The organism is Macrococcoides bohemicum (genome assembly GCF_003259675.1).
Lineage (GTDB): Bacteria > Bacillota > Bacilli > Staphylococcales > Staphylococcaceae > Macrococcoides > Macrococcoides bohemicum.
Genome location: NZ_PZJG01000004.1, coordinates 167944 through 184532, shown reverse-complemented (window position 1 = coordinate 184532; position 16589 = coordinate 167944). Strand labels below are relative to the sequence as shown.

The following is a 16589-nucleotide window of genomic DNA, read 5'->3' as shown; positions in this document are numbered from 1 at the left end:
AAAGATGGGAAATCATGCAGAATTATTATCACTCGTAATTGTTGTCGTTTGTGCTTTCTTAACACCGATATTATTGAATCGTCTGCGTATTAATTTTTTACCAGTAGTTGTCGCAGAGATATTAATGGGGATTATCGTAGGAAAGTCTTTATTTAATTGGGTAGATCGTACAGCGATGTTAAATATGCTTTCAACTTTAGGATTTATTTTCTTAATGTTTCTAAGTGGTTTAGAAATTGATTTTAAAGCTTTTAAATCATCATCGAAACAGAAAAAAGCAAAACAAAAAGAACCCAACCCAATTGTAATCTCATCAATTATATTTACCGGCATTTTGATACTCTCGATTATTGCAGCTTATTTATTTAAATGGGCCGGGATAATAGACGATGTATTATTGTTGGTCATTATTATTTCTACCATTTCTTTAGGTGTAGTAGTACCTACCTTAAAGGAAATGAATATTATGCAGACTACAATTGGACAAATCATCTTGTTAGTAGCAGTAATCGCTGATCTTGCCACAATCTTAATGTTAACTTTATATGGCACATTGTATGCTGAAGGCGATTCACCGATTTGGTTAATTGGTATATTAATCGTATTTACCGGATTATTTTATATTACCGGTAAGAATTTTAAAAAGGCGCCATTTCTGGAAAAACTGATGGCAGGGACGACTCAAATCGGAATTCGTGCAGTATTTGCCTTAATTATTCTGCTTGTTGCACTTGCTGAAGGTGTAGGTGCTGAAAATATATTAGGTGCCTTTTTAGCAGGGTGTGTTGTGAGTCTTCTAGGTCCCGATAAGGATATGGTAAATAAATTAGATTCATTTGGATATGGATTCTTTATTCCGATGTTCTTTATTATGGTAGGTGTTGATTTAGATATACCAGCTTTATTTAAAGATCCATCAGGATTAATCATTATTCCATTTTTATTAATTGCGTTCTATTTAACTAAAGTCATTCCGATAGCAATATTAAAGAAGTGGTATGATACTAAAACAGTTATTGCGTCTTCATTCTTACTGACTTCTACGCTATCACTTGTTATCGCTTCGGCAAAAATCGCTGAACGATTAGGTACAATTGATGGTGCGACAAGTGGTACTTTAATATTAGCAGCAGTAATCACTTGTGTCATTGTTCCTATACTATTTAAGAAGACCTTCCCAGTTGCTATCACTGAAGAAAAAACGATTAAAGTAGCATTTATCGGTAAGAACCAGTTATCAATACCTGTCGCGCAAAGCTTTAAATCAGATTTATATTTACCGATGTTATTCTATTTGAAGAATAATGTCGATAAAAGAACGATTCAGGATCTGGAAACAATTGAACTTGATGCATACAGTTACGAGCAATTATCTGCAACCGGGCTCTTTGATTTTGACATTGTTGTTTGTTCGACTAATGATGAATCAATTAATAGAAGTGTTGCAGTAATGGCGAAACAAGAAGGAGTACCACGTGTAATCTGCCGTTTAGAAACATTGCAGGAAGACGATACGTTAACTGAAGCAGGTATCGAAGTATTCAGTGAATTCCAGAGTACTAAAATTTTATTAAAAGGGTTAATTGAATCACCAAACATGTTAAATCTTTTATCTAACGTTGAAACTTCATTATATGAAATTGAAATGTTAAATACAAAATATCATGAGATGCAATTACGTGAATTCCCATTCTCAGGAGATATTATCTTCGTACGTATATTACGTGGAAATGATTCTATTGTGCCACATGGTGAAACGGAACTTCACTTTAAAGACCGATTAATTGTTACCGGTGAAAGAAACTATGTAGATGAAATAAAACGTGAATTAGAATTATTTTAAGTATCAACAATCTGGCATTATGTGACATTGCCAGATTGTTTTTTGTTTATAGGAAAGAGATGATTCACTTTTTTTGAGTAATTATTTATGTTATAGTTAAATAAATTAGTACTAGATACTAGAACTTGCATATAAAGGAGAACGATGATGTTAAATTTTGCAGATAAAGTATACGTAATTATGGGGATAGCGAATAAAAGAAGTATTGCTTATGGGGTTGCTCAAGTTTTAGATGAAGTGGGTTGTAAACTCATATTTACTTATCGTAAAGAAAGAAGTAAGAATGAATTAGTGAAGTTGTTACCTAACTTTAAGCATAATCAGAATGCAGAAATGATACAATGTGATGTACAGAGCGATGATGATGTTGTTAATGCATTTAAGCAAATTGGAGATAAATTTGGACGAATTGATGGTGTATTCCATTCTATCGCATTTGCAAATATGGAAGATTTACGCGGTCGTTTTATCGATACGAGTCGTGAAGGGTTTTTGCTGGCTCAGGACATCAGTTCATATTCATTAACGATAGTAGCTAGAGAAGCTTCAAAGTTGATGCGTGAAGGTGGCTCTATCGTTACAACAACGTATATCGGCGGAGAATTTGCTGTTCCTAATTATAACGTGATGGGTGTAGCGAAAGCATCGTTAGAAGCTAACGTTAAATATTTAGCATCTGATTTAGGACAAGATGGCATCCGAGTTAATGCAATTTCTGCGGGACCGATCAGAACATTAAGTGCGAAAGGTGTTGGGAGCTTTAATATGATACTAAAAGAAATTGAAGCACATTCACCATTAAGAAGAAATGTTGACACTATTGAAGTTGGTAAAACAGCATTATATTTATTAACTGACTTATCAAGTGGGGTTACTGGAGAAAATATTCATGTAGATGGCGGATATCATATCGTCGGATAAAAAATAAAAAAAGCCGTAATGGCTTTTTTTATTCTCCTAATTTAAATGTTTCTTTTACATTCCAGGTATCATTTTCTAACTGATAACAAAGACTGATGTTATCGATAACTTCAGAATGTGTAACATCTTTCATTGATAACTGACCTTTTAAGTCTTCAAATTCCTGCGAAGAAAAACCCTGGCCAATTGTAAAATGTGGCACGAATGGATACGTGTTCGTACCATAGAATGATCCATCGTTCAATAATTCAAATAATTTAACAAGATTATCATTCGGATTAACTTTTAAATAGATGATATTTTGAGTTGGGGCAAAATCTGATACTTTTTCCACGTTAATTTCAACGGGTTGTACTGCTTTTGCTACTTCCTTCAATTTATCAGTAACAGCGTCAATGTCGTTATCATCTACTTCAAATGCTTCTTTAATCGTAATATGTGGTGTAATTAAAGCATAATGAGAATCATAGCGCTTACGATACTGATTAATTTCATCCTGATACGCCTTTGATGGGTATAATACAATGCCTAGTTTCATAATAAATCCCCCTTTTTTCTGATAATTCAATTATATCAGAATTTCAAATTAAGTAATAATTTAAACATTTGTCTATTTCTGTATGCCATGTTTTCCATGTATGTCCACCATCTAATTCAGCATAATAATGTGAAATATTATTTTCTATTAATACCTGGTGTAATTGTCTTATCGGATTTAAAAAATCAGCATAATCTCCAGTAAGTAGTTTAAAATGATCTTCTTCTTTACCTACAACCAAATAGAGATTCAATTCACTTTTTCTTTCTTGGGAAAGATTATTTATTTGATTATTTATTTTATCTGTTATCATTGGAGAGAATAGACAACATTTTGAAGTTAGGTCAGGATATTCTATAGCAAGTGTTAAAGAGATACTAGCTGCTAAGCTATCTCCGATAACAATCGTATTATTTTTATCTCGTGAGAAATTAAAAGTGTCTTGTATGTAATCAAGCAATTCTTCAGCTACAAATTTCTGGAATTTTTCACGATGTATACCTTCTGGATGATACTCATCTTTTCTCTCATCGACATTATTATAATGTATGAAAAGAAATACTGCAGGGTTATCTAAGTCATCTTTTAAAGTTTCATATTTGCGATGGATTCTTCCTATCTGACTCAAATCCTGCCCATCAAAGCATATAAACAATGTATGTTGTATGAATGGAGAGTATTCTTCTGGAAAGTATATGCCTAATTTTACTGCTCTATTTAAATATTCGCTATTCATTGTAAATGGTGTGATTAGACCATTTTTCATATTCATCAACTCATTTCGCATATTTTTTTATAAATCAATAATATCATTAATTTTTGGGTATAATAGACATATATCATTACTAGGAGGACATTATGACAAAAAAAGTGTGGTTTCGATTTGGGATTGGAGTATTATTAACATTTCTGATCATAAAGTATTTTTTAGAAATTAATCATATTTTTTACCCTATCATCGTTATTATCAAGTCGATTATCTTACCTTTATTATTAGGTGGATTTCTTTATTACGTGACTGTTCCATTTCAGGATAAACTGGAGAAGAGATATAATCTCAAGCGATGGCAGAGTTTAACAACAATTATGTTAACGCTCGTTATATTAACAGGTCTATTTATATCATTTGTTGGACCAATTATTATGAAACAGGGTAATAATTTTGTAGACAATTTTCCAACAATCCAAAAAGAATTTCAATCTTATGTTAATATCGCATTAGATCAACGTGAGAAACTACCAGAAAACGTTAAGGATGGTATAAATAACGGCATTGAAAAATTAAATAGCCTTTCAGGAAAAATAGTATCAAATGCTTTCTCATTTATAACTCAATTTATTTCAACGTTATTTTTAATTATTTTAGTACCTTTCTTTTTAATCTATATGCTGAAAGATCATAATCGTTTCATTCCTTTTGTTGCTGCACCATTTTCTGGAAGGAAAAAATTATTTGTCGTTAATTTATTTAAAGATATAGATAAAACATTAAGATCATACATACAGGGTCAGGTGACAGTAAGTCTTATACTAGGTATTTTGTTATTAATCGGTTATTTAATCATAGGATTAGATTATGCATTGATACTTGCAATGTGGGGGATGGTCACAAATTTGATTCCATTCTTAGGTCCATATCTTGCGATAATACCTGCAATTATCATTGCCTTAATTCAAGATCCTGTTATGGTTGTGTATGTCATTATCATTATGTTTGTAGCACAACAATTAGAAGGTAATGTTATTACTCCAAATATTATGGGCAAATCTTTAAATATTCATCCACTTACGATTATCACTGTTATTTTAGCAGCAGGTAATCTGGGAGGATTTATGGCAATACTTGTTGCGGTTCCAACATATGCCGTCATAAAAACAATTGTACGTAACATCTATATGCATCGTCAGGACATTACACATGAAGCTGTTAAATCAGTAAATGAACAGCAAAGATAATGAGTATTTATCAATAAGAGACTGGGACAGAACACTTCTGTTCCCACGCTCTTTATTTTTTATATTTTCTTAATATAAATGATTCCATAAAGTATAATAGAATATATAATTAATAGAAAATTTAATTTGAATAAAGGGTGGTCACGCACATGTCAAAAGTAAGAAAAGCTATTATTCCTGCAGCTGGCATCGGCTCTAGATTTTTACCAGCTACAAAGGCAATGCCTAAGGAGATATTACCGATACTTGATAAACCAACGATTCAATATATTGTTGAGGAAGCAGTTGCAGCAGGTATTGAAGATATCATTATCGTAACAGGTAAACATAAACGCGCTATCGAAGATCATTTCGACGCACAGATGGAACTGGAATTTAACTTAGAAGAAAAAGGAAAGTATGATTTACTGGAAAAAGTACAGCATTCAACTCATTTAGCGAATATCTTTTATGTCAGACAAAAATCGCCACAAGGATTGGGTCATGCAATATGGACAGCGAAGCAGTTTATCGGTGATGAACCTTTTGCTGTTCTGCTCGGAGACGACATTGTTGATGGTGAAGTACCTGCGATTAAACAACTGATGGATGTTTATGCTGAAAAACAAAAATCTGTAATCGGTGCTAAAACTGTATCGTATGAAGATACGGAACGTTATGGCATGATTGAATCAAAATCTCAGGATGGCCGCTTATATGAAATCGATACATTGATTGAAAAGCCAAAATTAGGTACAACAGATTCAAGGTTAGCAATTATGGGTCGTTATGTGTTAACACCAGATATTTTTAATTATCTTGAAGAACAGAATATTGGAGCTGGTGGAGAAATACAGCTTACTGATGCGATTGCAAGAGTAAATGAAGATGATGAAGTATACGCTTATGACTTCGAAGGTGAACGTTATGATGTTGGAGATAAAATTGGGTTTGTTAAGACAACGATGGAATATGCGATGCGTTCAGAGATGAAAGATCAACTTATTCCGTTTTTAGAAGATCTCGTTAAGAAATATAAAAATTAATTATCAAGTTAATAAAGATTAAAACAGAGCTGATTCATTAGTGATCAGCTCTGTTTTTCTGATGATGCATTCTTAAAAAATAGATGCCATAAAATAAGGCTAAACTTAAAAATAAAATAGCTGAAGTAAATAAAGTAAAATTAGTGTTACGAAATACTTCTGTAATTACGCCACCAATAACAGGTCCAAGCATTGTGCCAATGCCTTGCAGTGAATTAAATACTCCCCATGATTCCTCTTTCAATTTCGCTTCCACCTGACTCGCCATAAATGCATTCCATCCTGGCAGTAATAAGCCATAAAAGATACCGATAAGCACAACTGCTATAAGTACCAGATAATAGTTATTGATTTGCGTCATAGTAAATATAGCAACACCGAAGATGACAAATCCAGTTAATATAACGATATGAGAATAAATTTTAGAAACTTCATCCATAAATTTTGAAATAAATAGCATTGATATTGTACAACCTATGCCGCCAGCGATTAATAGATAAGTATATTCAAGTGTTGTTACATGAAGATTTTTTATCGCATAGCTTGGTAATATTGGTACAAGCATACCTATAGCAAGTCCTTGTAATACAATACCGGGAAATAATACTAAGTGTCGCATCATGACATGTTTGATGTGGGCAAATTGTGTCTTTATAGACTTTTTCTCAAAATATGAGACTTCTACATGCACGAAAAAGTAAAGCAACCATGCAATCAATACAAATACTGGCATGAGAAAAGTAAATTTTGTCGGATGGATTTTAAATATTAAGTACATAGCAATCATTCCGGCCATCATGCCGACTAACCATGCAAAATAAACATATCCCATCTGTTTAGACCGTTTTGTATCATCGATTGAACTTAACATGATGACCCAAATTGGACTTACAGCAATACCTGTGAGTATCGCTGCAATAATTAAAGCAATTGGGTTATTGAAGCATACTACAATAGACAAACCGAAAAATGCTAATAAAAATCCTAAATTTAAAACTTTCTTCGTACCAAATCGTTTCAGCATAAATCCAATACCAAAATTAGTAAGCGCATCACTGATAAAGTGAAGTGTGATGGCAAGAGAAACGATACCAACAGTAATTTTAGAATTAGTTGTCGGCAATACAGGGAGATAGCTCAAAACATACATTCCACGTGCAAATTCCATTAAAAACAAAATCGAAATCATTAACCAAAAATTTTTGCCAGTAAATCTATTTCGCGAAGAGTCTCGCATATAATCTCGCTTTCGATTGAATATCATTTTGGATGAGTGATGCGTTTAATATTTCGATAATAGAACTACAGATGTTTTGTGCAGAATTTGGAATGTAATCTTTTTTCATATTTTGAACTAAGCGTTCTAGCTCTCGTTCGTGATTTAACAAATCTAATGTGACATGAATTGTTTCAGCATAGGAATGGGTAATACGTGCATAACCTTTATTACTAAAATAAACTGCATTTTCTCCTTCTTGTCCTGGTGCAGGATTAAAGAATACGAGTGGAATACTTTTACATAAACTTTCGGTAATGGTAATACCACCAGGCTTTGTTAACATGAGGTCACTTGCTGACATCCATTCAGCCATCTCTTGTGTATATCCCATTACTAAAACATTTTTCCCTTTAAATTGCTGCTGTAATTTTGAGACAAGTGATTGATTCTTACCACATACTACCACAAACTGATGATTACTCTTGTCAACTAAAGCAGAAAGCATTTCATTGAAACCTTCCATCACACCAAATGCACCAGCTACCATCAGCAATGTTTTTTTATTTGGATCTAGTCCGTGTTGCTTTAACCATGCATCTCTATCAACAGATAGATTAAATTTTTCATGGATTGGGATTCCGGTAACAAATACATTCGTATCCGGAACGCCGATTGCAAGTAATTCTTGTTTCAAATCTTCTGTCGCAACAAAATATTGTTCCGAGTCTGGTGTTATCCAGTTTTTATGTAGACGGTAGTCTGTAATAACTGTACAAACGGGTGTTTGAATATTGAAATCACGTTTTAAAATGGATACAACAGGTGTAGGGAACGTTAAGAGAATTAAATCCGGCTTTTCTTTAATGATAAGATTTACAAGTTTATTCAATCCATAATATTTATAAAAGCAAGATTCAGTTCTCTCTGGTCTTGCATAGTAGAAATATTCATATGATCTACGGAAATATTTATAACTATTAATATAGTATTTCTTGGCAATACTATTAATAATAGGATGTGCTTCCTGAAACAAATCATGTTCTATTACAGTAACGTTCGGTAAGTGCATTTTATTAAATTGATTAACAAGTGCATTTGTCACTGAAATATGACCATTGCCGAAAGAACCTGTCAAAATCAGTATTTTTTTATTTTTAATCAGCATAATGACACTCCGATTCATTTAATTTATTGTAGTTCTATCTTATTATCACATTGATGTGGTAATATTTTTTGAAAATTACATAAAAATTACAATAATTTTGTTTATTCTTTACAAAACGTGTCTTTTAAATATGATTCTACGCATTATATATTACGATAACGTTTTAATAATGTGATATTAAGTATCATTAAAAAGATGAAGATAAAGATTAATATTATTATGTTAGGAATAATTTCAATACTTTGACCTTTTAACATGATACGTGATAAATTATCTGCACCAAACTTAAGTGGCATTAAATAACTTATGATTTGTAAAAATTTGTGCATATTCTCTAAAGGTATAATACCACTAAACAGTAGTTGAGGTACAATGATGAGTGGAATAAATTGTATCATCTGGAATTCTGATTTTGCAAAAGTTGAGATGAATAAACCTAAGCTAAGCGCAACAAATGCAAGTATGATATTGCTAATGATGAGTAGCGATATTGAACCTGCAACTTCCATTTTTAATATATATACTGCATATAGCACTAGCATAACAGTTTGAATAGTGCCAAACAATGAGAAACCTAGCATATATCCTAATACAATTTCATATCTTTTGATAGGCGTTGAAAGTAATTTATTTAATGTACCGGTCGTGCGTTCTTTTAACAATGTAATTCCTGAAATTAAGAATGTAAAGAAAAAGATGAAGAAAGCAATCATTACTGGATTGATCATATCAAAGTAATTACTATTTTTATCCCCATAAATGTAGTGTGACTTAAATAATACATCGTCATTTGCATCTGACTTTTTGTCTTTGTTATTAGTTTGTGGCAAGTCTATTCCAACACGATCTAATAAAGGACCTAAATTTTTTAATTGATCTTTTAATTTATCCATCTGCTGATTAATATCTTCAAATTTCTGTTGCATATTATCAATGACAATTTGAGACTTTGAAAATTTTGTTTTAATTTTATACCCTTGTATCGCTGATTTTAACTTTAAATTTTTGTTAGTATCTAGATTTGTATAATAAATTTCAATGGTTTTTTTATTAGAGATAATAATGCCATCAAGATTTTTATCTTCAATCGTATATTTTAAATTTTCTGTTGAACTAATCTTGACGCTTTCTATATCATTTTCTTTTAACTGTTTATTAAGTTCTTCAGGAATATGATATATTCCAACGCGTACTTCTCCTTCATCAACTGTCTGAAATATATAATGAAGTAAAGTAAGTAACATAATAGGTGCTATAAATAAAAGCAGTAACGTGCGTTTATCACGAATAATTTGAGTGATAATGCGTTGTGCGATTGTTAATATTTTCATTACAATTCACCTACTTTGATAAATATATCTTCGATTGTATCGACCTGATAATGTGCTTTAAGACGAAGAGGTGAACCAAAACCTATCATTTCACTGTTATATAGCAATAGTAATTTATCACATGCCTCAGCTTCTTCCATTACATGCGTAGTAATGATGATTGTTATACCGTTTCTATTTAAATCATTAAATGACTGCCATATTTTACGTTTTAGTATAGGATCAATGCCAACAGTCGGTTCATCTAAAATTAAAAGATGTGGTTGATGTAATAAACTGATGGCAAGTGATAATCTGCGTTTCATACCTCCGGAGTATTGAGCTACCCGCTTATTGAGATGAGAAGTCAATTCAGTAATTTTTGCTACATCATCAATTGCTGCTTGTAATTCTTTTTTATTCATTCGATAGAGTTTACCGAAGAATCTGAGGTTTTCAAGACCAGTTAAATCTTCATATAATGCATCAGACTGAGCCATATAACCAATGTTTTGTAATGATTTAAGATGTGGCATAAAATGATCGTCTATCGTAACATTACCGCTATCACTATTTAATATGCCAAGCATACATTGAATAAGTGTCGTTTTGCCTGAACCAGAAGCGCCAACTATGCCTATACGTTCGCCACTATTTACGGAAAAACTGATATCATTAAGTATTTTTTGATGATTAAAGGATTTTGAAAGTTGACTCACAATTACTTTTGACATAATAACCTCCTTTAATTTTATTTTTATTATACGCTTATTTATTTTGAATGAACATGTTTAACTTGTATAGGCGAATGTTTTAAAAAAGTGTATAATTAAGAATTGAACTAAAGGAGGTCACTTAATGGATACGAAAGAACTATTGAAAGTGATTAAAGCGAAGAAAATATATGGTCAATTTCCTGAACAAGTTACTAATATTGTAGTAGATTCAAGACAGGCAAATGCAGATTCTGTATTCGTCGCAAGTCATGGATATACCGTTGATAGTCATAAATTCATTCCGAATGTTATAGCACAAGGTTGTAGAATGATTGTTGTTGATCATTTCATTGATGGATTACCTCAGGATGTAGGTCAAGTTGTTGTTAAAGACACACTTAAAGTCGCAAATATTTTCGGTCAATTTCTCATGGATTTCCCTAGCCAGAAATTAACGACATATGGTGTGACGGGAACTAATGGTAAGACAAGTGTTGCCACGATGATTCATCATATCCATAGAGCATTACATATTAATTCAGCTTATTTGGGAACAAATGGATTTCAGTATAATGAAGAGGTCGCTAAAGGTTCGAACTCCACACCAGAAACAATCACATTAAATCAACATATTAAGGACGCACAAAAAAAAGGTGCTAAGGCAATGTCAATGGAGATGAGTAGTCATGGTCTGGCACTTGGCAGAACGAACGGTGTTGATATTGATGCAGCAATATTTACCAATCTGACACAAGATCATTTAGATTTTCATCAGACGATGCAACGATATGGATTCCATAAATCGTTGCTGTTTGCTCAACTTGGTAATGATTACACTCAACCTAAATATGCCATTATCAATGGCGATGATGATTATTTATCCGAACTTATCATTGCTTCTCCTAGAGAGGTAATCACATATGGTATTGAAAATGACTGTGATTTTAAAGCAGAGCATATACATGAAAGTTTAGAGGGCATTCAGTTTGATTTACAGACACCAGATGGCACCACAATGATTCGTTGCCCTTATATTGGTCGATTTAATGTGTATAATATGCTTGCGGCACTATGTGCGATGTGGACACAAGGGCATGATATTGAGACACTAGCACAGGCTACTGAACGTTTAAACCCAGTAGAAGGTCGCTTGGAAGTTTTAGACAGAAATTTACCGGTTGATCTTATTATAGATTATGCACATACACCTGACGGTATGAATAAGTTAATTGATGCTGTTGAACCATTTAAGAAAAGAAAGCTTATTTTTCTAGTAGGTATGGCAGGTGAAAGAGATTTAACAAAGACGCCTGAAATGGGTGCGATTGCTTGTCGTGCTGATTATGTGATATTCACTCCGGACAATCCGGCAAATGATGATCCTAAAAAGTTAACAGATGCATTAGAGAAAGGTGTTACGCATGATCAATATGTTTCTTTTTTAGATCGTGCTGAAGGCATACGTCATGCAATTGAAGTGAGCGAACCAGGTGATATGATAGTACTTGCATCTAAAGGTCGTGAACCTTATCAGATAATGCCAGGTTATAAAAAAGTACCACATAGAGATGATTTAATTGGTCTTGAAGCAGCATATGAAAAATATGGGAGAGAAAAGAATGAAAATAAGAACGAATAATGGTGAGTCATTACAATGCAAAGTATATATCCATGAGAATAAAAAGGAAGAGACAATTCTTGTAAGTGTACCGGATATATTCTTTTCTATTCAATTTGATTATGATATCTATGGTGATGCATTAGTGGACCATCTGTATCACCATTTATTTAATATATTAGACGAAAAAGAAGCAAATCAACTGGCTTTATCTATCGCCCAGTGGACAAGCGAAGTATAAGGAGTGCAAATATGACATTAAAACAAGAAGTAGAAATAAGAAAGACATTTGCTATCATCTCTCACCCGGATGCTGGTAAAACAACTTTGACAGAGAAGTTGTTATTATTCGGTGGTGCGATTCGTGAAGCGGGTACAGTTAAAGGTAAAAAGACAGGTAAGTTTGCAACGAGTGATTGGATGGATGTTGAAAAAGAACGTGGTATTTCTGTAACAAGTTCTGTTATGCAATTTGATTATGATAACTTTAAAATCAATATTTTAGATACGCCAGGACATGAAGATTTCTCAGAAGATACTTATCGTACGTTAATGGCAGTGGATAGCGCAGTCATGGTAATAGACGTTGCTAAAGGGATTGAACCTCAAACATTAAAGTTATTCAAAGTTTGTAAGATGCGTGGTATTCCAATTTTTACATTCATCAATAAACTTGATCGTGTTGGTAAAGAGCCCTTTGAATTATTAGAAGAAATTGAAAAGACTTTAGAAATTGAAACATATCCTATGAACTGGCCGATTGGAATGGGTCAATCATTCTTCGGTATCATTGACCGAAAAGAGAAAACGATCGAACCTTTCCGTGATGAACAGAATATTTTACATTTAAATGAAGATTACGAACTTATTGAAGAACATGCCATTTCAAATGATTCTGCTTTCGAACAAGCAGTTGAAGAACTGATGTTAGTTGACGGTGCAGGGGAAACTTTCGATAACGAAAAATTATTAACAGGTGATTTAACACCCGTGTTCTTTGGTTCGGCATTAGCAAACTTTGGTGTACAAAACTTCTTAAATGCCTATGTAGATCATGCACCGATGCCAAGTGGACGAAAAACTGAAGAAGGAGAAGTTGTTTCTCCATTTGAAGAAGCCTTTTCTGGATTTATCTTTAAAATTCAAGCAAATATGAATCCTTTACATCGAGATAGAATTGCATTTATGCGTGTCGTGAGTGGTGCTTTTGAACGTGGTATGGATGTGAAACTTACACGTACAGATAAAAAGATGAAAATATCTCGTTCTACATCATTTATGGCTGACGATACTAAAACGGTGAATCATGCTGTTAGTGGTGATATTATCGGGTTATATGATTCAGGAAATTTCCAGATTGGAGATACAGTCGTTGGTGGTAATCAGAAATTTAAATTTGAAAAGTTACCTCAGTTTACACCTGAAATCTTTATGAAAGTAAGCCCTAAAAACGTGTTAAAACAAAAACATTTTCATAAAGGAATAGAGCAGCTTGTACAAGAAGGTGCGATTCAACTATACAGAACACTGCATACGAATCAAATTATACTTGGAGCAGTTGGACAACTTCAGTTTGAGGTGTTCGAGCACCGCATGAAAAATGAATATAATGTTGATGTCATTATGGAACCAGTAGGACGTAAAATAGCACGCTGGATTGAAAATGAAGAAGATATTAAAGACATTATGAACGGAAGTCGTTCAATATTAGTAGATGATCGATATGGGAATAAAGTATTTTTATTTGAAAATGAATTTGCTACACGCTGGTTCCTGGATAAGTTTCCAGAGATTAAGTTATACAGTTTGTTATAAGCAGATTTACAATATAAAATCAATTAAAGGCGTATAATACAGTCATTAACATTTATATAAATGATACGGAGTGAGAAGATGGATATGTCAATATTAATAACGTACGCGTGGGTTGTAATAGTTCTTGTCGTTTTAGAAGGATTACTTGCAGCTGATAATGCTATCGTTATGGCAGTAATGGTGAAACATTTACCTGAAGATGAAAGAAAGAAAGCGTTATTTTATGGATTACTCGGAGCATTTGTATTTAGATTTGCATCATTATTTGCCATTGCTTATCTTGCTAAGTTTTGGCAAATACAAGCATTAGGTGCTGCATACTTACTATTTATGTCGATAAAAAATTTATACGAATATTTTAAGACAGGTGATGCTACAAGTGAAGCTGAAGAAGCAGAACTAGAAAAATATAGTAAAAAGGGCAGTGGCTTCTGGATGACAGTTGCGAAAGTAGAGTTTGCAGACATTGCATTTGCAATCGATTCTATGCTCGCAGCTATTGCAATTGCTTTAACATTACCAGAAGTTGGACCACAATTTGGTGGGATGAATTTAGGACAATTTTTAGTGATGTTCACCGGTGGTATGCTAGGTGTTATTATCATGAGATTTGCAGCAACCTGGTTTGTGAAACTACTGCATGATAATCCTTCATTAGAAGCAGCAGCATTTGCGATCGTCGGTTGGGTTGGCGTGAAGTTAGTCGTGATGGTACTTGCCCATGAATCAATTCATATATTACCTCACGAATTTCCACACAGTATGCCATGGCAAATAACTTTCTGGGGCGTACTATTATTGATATTAGCAATAGGCTGGTTTAGCGGTAAGAAAAAACAATCAAATGCATAAAAAAACTTGATATATCATATAAAACTTAGTGTAACTATATTATAATAGACACACTAAGTTTTTTTATGGAGGAAATCATGCAGCATAAACATAAAATTGTCATTAAAAAGAAAAATTACAGTAGACCTAAACGATTGTTCTTTAATGGTCAGAAAGTCAGAATGATTTATCCGTATTTACATAAAAAAGATAATATAATAGAAACGATAACTCCCAAAGAAGACGTAGAAATAGTGGATGATACAATAATAAATAATGACAAAGATAATCACACTATTAATGTAAATAAAGATGTAAATATTAACAGTGACTCAATTGATACAGAAGAAACTACTAATATGAAAAAGACTGTAGAAGTAACAAAGCCTATTGAGAATGAAGAAAGTGCTAAAGGTAATCATTTACTCAAACAAGAAAATATTATAAATAATACTTCTGAGGAGAAAGAATTAGTAGAAGCATCTTTCAGTAGAAATGAAATAAATGATGATAATAAAAATAGAAAAGAAAATCGTTCTTTTGGTTCACAACTGCCAAAAATTTTGATGGGTACACTTGCTGGTATATTGATCGGTATATTACTCATGAGCTTGTTTAATTCGAAGCCACAAGAAATCACTAAACAACCTGAAGTTAAAACTTCTACTGAACAAGCAATTAAAAAAAATATAAAAAATGTGGTGAGTATTACAAATCTAAAAAAAGCTACTGATAGTGAGACGATAGATCCTGAGAGTGCAGTGAAAGCGCCTGAAGAGGTGGGTATTGGTACAGGTATTATCTATAAAACAGAAAAGAATTTAGCATATATACTAACAAACTATCATGTTGTAGGTAAAGCCAATGAGATTGAAGTGACTTATGAAGGAAAGAAAGAAAAAGCAAAGATGATAGGCTACGATGTCTGGACTGATATGGCTATACTTACAATTCCAAAAGGTAATATAAACTCAGTTATAGAGATGACAAATAGTAATCATTTAGAACCTGGTCAAGAAGTTATTGCACTAGGTAGTCCTTTAGGACAAATGTTTGCAGGAAGTGCATCTTCTGGAATTATATCTGGTTTATCACGTAATGTACCGGTAGACATTGATGGTGATGAGATTTATGATTGGGAAATGAATGTATTACAAACTGATGCTGCAATTAATCCAGGAAATTCTGGGGGTCCTTTATTAAATAAAGAAGGAAAGATGATTGGTCTGAATTCAATGAAGATTTCTATGGACGGCGTAGAAGGTATCGCATTTAGTATCCCTACCAACGAAGTAAAAAAAGTATTAAAGGAACTTGAACAAAAGGGTAGTATAAATCGCCCAAAAATGGGTATCATGATTAAAGATGTGGGTACGTATAGTAACCCAAATGATCCTAACTCTCCAACTAATCAAACTGGCGTAGAAATTATCGAGATAGAACCAAACTCTTTAGCAGAGAAAAGTGGACTAATGCTAGGTGATATCATTAAAGTAATAGATAGCAAAGAAATTAAATCTAAAATCCATTTTAGAAAAATCCTATTTAATGAAAAGAAAATTGGCGATACAATTACTATGACAATTATTCGCAATGGTGCTGAAAAAAATATTAAAGTTAAGTTATAACATT

General features: G+C 32.8%; 15 protein-coding genes. 9 read left to right on the top strand and 6 right to left on the bottom strand.

Annotated elements, in window-relative coordinates; translation table 11 throughout:
- Positions 1-4 precede the first annotated feature (4 nt).
- Together BHX94_RS08480 and fabI are read left to right on the top strand one after the other, a co-directional pair.
- Complete coding sequence (locus BHX94_RS08480; RefSeq protein WP_111745858.1) at positions 5-1843, top strand: monovalent cation:proton antiporter family protein; 1839 nt, start codon at positions 5-7, stop codon at positions 1841-1843.
- Between the two features lie 147 nt (positions 1844-1990).
- The gene (gene fabI / locus BHX94_RS08475) at positions 1991-2764 is read left to right on the top strand and encodes an enoyl-ACP reductase FabI (RefSeq protein WP_111745856.1); all 774 of its coding nucleotides are present in this window, start codon (positions 1991-1993) and stop codon (positions 2762-2764) included.
- A gap of 28 nt (positions 2765-2792) precedes the next feature.
- On the opposite strand, the gene BHX94_RS08470 is transcribed toward fabI, so the two are convergent.
- Together BHX94_RS08470 and BHX94_RS08465 are read right to left on the bottom strand one after the other, a co-directional pair.
- On the bottom strand, positions 2793-3302 hold the full coding sequence (locus BHX94_RS08470; protein ID WP_111745854.1) for a YjcG family protein: 510 nt from the start codon (positions 3300-3302) through the stop codon (positions 2793-2795).
- Positions 3303-3345: 43 nt separating this feature from the next.
- A complete protein-coding gene (locus tag BHX94_RS08465) occupies positions 3346-4068 on the bottom strand; it encodes an alpha/beta hydrolase (protein WP_170120806.1) in 723 nt (240 codons plus the stop codon).
- 92 nt (positions 4069-4160) lie between these two features.
- Here BHX94_RS08465 and BHX94_RS08460 point away from each other — a divergent pair, with 92 nt between their 5' ends.
- Both BHX94_RS08460 and galU read left to right on the top strand, forming a co-directional pair.
- Positions 4161-5258, top strand: coding sequence for an AI-2E family transporter (locus BHX94_RS08460; RefSeq protein ID WP_111745850.1), 1098 nt, complete (start codon positions 4161-4163; stop codon positions 5256-5258).
- A 149-nt stretch (positions 5259-5407) separates the two neighbouring features.
- Positions 5408-6283, top strand: coding sequence for a UTP--glucose-1-phosphate uridylyltransferase GalU (galU, locus tag BHX94_RS08455; RefSeq protein ID WP_111745848.1), 876 nt, complete (start codon positions 5408-5410; stop codon positions 6281-6283).
- 37 nt (positions 6284-6320) lie between these two features.
- Here the strand turns inward: galU and ltaA are convergent, their stop codons facing one another.
- The 4 genes from ltaA to BHX94_RS08435 all read right to left on the bottom strand — a co-directional run bounded on the left by ltaA (position 6321) and on the right by BHX94_RS08435 (position 10711).
- A complete protein-coding gene (gene ltaA / locus BHX94_RS08450; protein ID WP_111745846.1) occupies positions 6321-7520 on the bottom strand; it encodes a lipoteichoic acid biosynthesis MFS flippase LtaA in 1200 nt (399 codons plus the stop codon).
- Entirely contained in the window at positions 7498-8667 is a 1170-nt protein-coding gene (locus BHX94_RS08445) for a diglucosyl diacylglycerol synthase (protein WP_111745844.1), read from the bottom strand. Before BHX94_RS08445 ends, ltaA begins: the two co-directional genes overlap by 23 nt.
- Positions 8668-8810: 143 nt before the next feature.
- Positions 8811-9998: an ABC transporter permease gene (locus BHX94_RS08440; RefSeq protein WP_111745842.1), complete on the bottom strand. Its 1188-nt coding sequence runs from the start codon at positions 9996-9998 to the stop codon at positions 8811-8813.
- Positions 9998-10711: an ABC transporter ATP-binding protein gene (locus tag BHX94_RS08435; RefSeq protein WP_111745840.1), complete on the bottom strand. Its 714-nt coding sequence runs from the start codon at positions 10709-10711 to the stop codon at positions 9998-10000. Before BHX94_RS08435 ends, BHX94_RS08440 begins: the two co-directional genes overlap by 1 nt.
- A gap of 124 nt (positions 10712-10835) precedes the next feature.
- On the opposite strand from BHX94_RS08435, the gene BHX94_RS08430 reads away from it, so the two are divergent.
- From BHX94_RS08430 to BHX94_RS08410, 5 genes are all read left to right on the top strand, one after another.
- Entirely contained in the window at positions 10836-12332 is a 1497-nt protein-coding gene (locus BHX94_RS08430) for a UDP-N-acetylmuramoyl-L-alanyl-D-glutamate--L-lysine ligase (protein WP_111745838.1), read from the top strand.
- Positions 12313-12552: a YueH family protein gene (locus tag BHX94_RS08425; RefSeq protein WP_096076963.1), complete on the top strand. Its 240-nt coding sequence runs from the start codon at positions 12313-12315 to the stop codon at positions 12550-12552. The genes BHX94_RS08430 and BHX94_RS08425 overlap by 20 nt, the downstream gene beginning before the upstream one ends.
- An 11-nt stretch (positions 12553-12563) precedes the next feature.
- On the top strand, positions 12564-14126 hold the full coding sequence (locus BHX94_RS08420; RefSeq protein WP_111745836.1) for a peptide chain release factor 3: 1563 nt from the start codon (positions 12564-12566) through the stop codon (positions 14124-14126).
- Positions 14127-14204: 78 nt separating this feature from the next.
- Positions 14205-14978, top strand: a complete 774-nt coding sequence (locus BHX94_RS08415; RefSeq protein ID WP_096076961.1) for a TerC family protein — start codon at positions 14205-14207, stop codon at positions 14976-14978.
- Positions 14979-15055: 77 nt separating this feature from the next.
- Positions 15056-16585, top strand: coding sequence for a S1C family serine protease (locus BHX94_RS08410; protein ID WP_170120805.1), 1530 nt, complete (start codon positions 15056-15058; stop codon positions 16583-16585).
- The last annotated feature ends 4 nt before the right edge of the window (positions 16586-16589 follow it).

Coding starts and splice junctions, on each gene's coding strand:
- BHX94_RS08480 (WP_111745858.1), top strand. CDS start 5: ATGGGAAATCATGCAGAATTATTATCACTCGTAATTGTTGTCGTTTGT.
- fabI (WP_111745856.1), top strand. CDS start 1,991: ATGTTAAATTTTGCAGATAAAGTATACGTAATTATGGGGATAGCGAAT.
- BHX94_RS08470 (WP_111745854.1), bottom strand. CDS start 3,302: ATGAAACTAGGCATTGTATTATACCCATCAAAGGCGTATCAGGATGAA.
- BHX94_RS08465 (WP_170120806.1), bottom strand. CDS start 4,068: ATGAAAAATGGTCTAATCACACCATTTACAATGAATAGCGAATATTTA.
- BHX94_RS08460 (WP_111745850.1), top strand. CDS start 4,161: ATGACAAAAAAAGTGTGGTTTCGATTTGGGATTGGAGTATTATTAACA.
- galU (WP_111745848.1), top strand. CDS start 5,408: ATGTCAAAAGTAAGAAAAGCTATTATTCCTGCAGCTGGCATCGGCTCT.
- ltaA (WP_111745846.1), bottom strand. CDS start 7,520: ATGCGAGACTCTTCGCGAAATAGATTTACTGGCAAAAATTTTTGGTTA.
- BHX94_RS08445 (WP_111745844.1), bottom strand. CDS start 8,667: ATGCTGATTAAAAATAAAAAAATACTGATTTTGACAGGTTCTTTCGGC.
- BHX94_RS08440 (WP_111745842.1), bottom strand. CDS start 9,998: ATGAAAATATTAACAATCGCACAACGCATTATCACTCAAATTATTCGT.
- BHX94_RS08435 (WP_111745840.1), bottom strand. CDS start 10,711: ATGTCAAAAGTAATTGTGAGTCAACTTTCAAAATCCTTTAATCATCAA.
- BHX94_RS08430 (WP_111745838.1), top strand. CDS start 10,836: ATGGATACGAAAGAACTATTGAAAGTGATTAAAGCGAAGAAAATATAT.
- BHX94_RS08425 (WP_096076963.1), top strand. CDS start 12,313: ATGAAAATAAGAACGAATAATGGTGAGTCATTACAATGCAAAGTATAT.
- BHX94_RS08420 (WP_111745836.1), top strand. CDS start 12,564: ATGACATTAAAACAAGAAGTAGAAATAAGAAAGACATTTGCTATCATC.
- BHX94_RS08415 (WP_096076961.1), top strand. CDS start 14,205: ATGGATATGTCAATATTAATAACGTACGCGTGGGTTGTAATAGTTCTT.
- BHX94_RS08410 (WP_170120805.1), top strand. CDS start 15,056: ATGCAGCATAAACATAAAATTGTCATTAAAAAGAAAAATTACAGTAGA.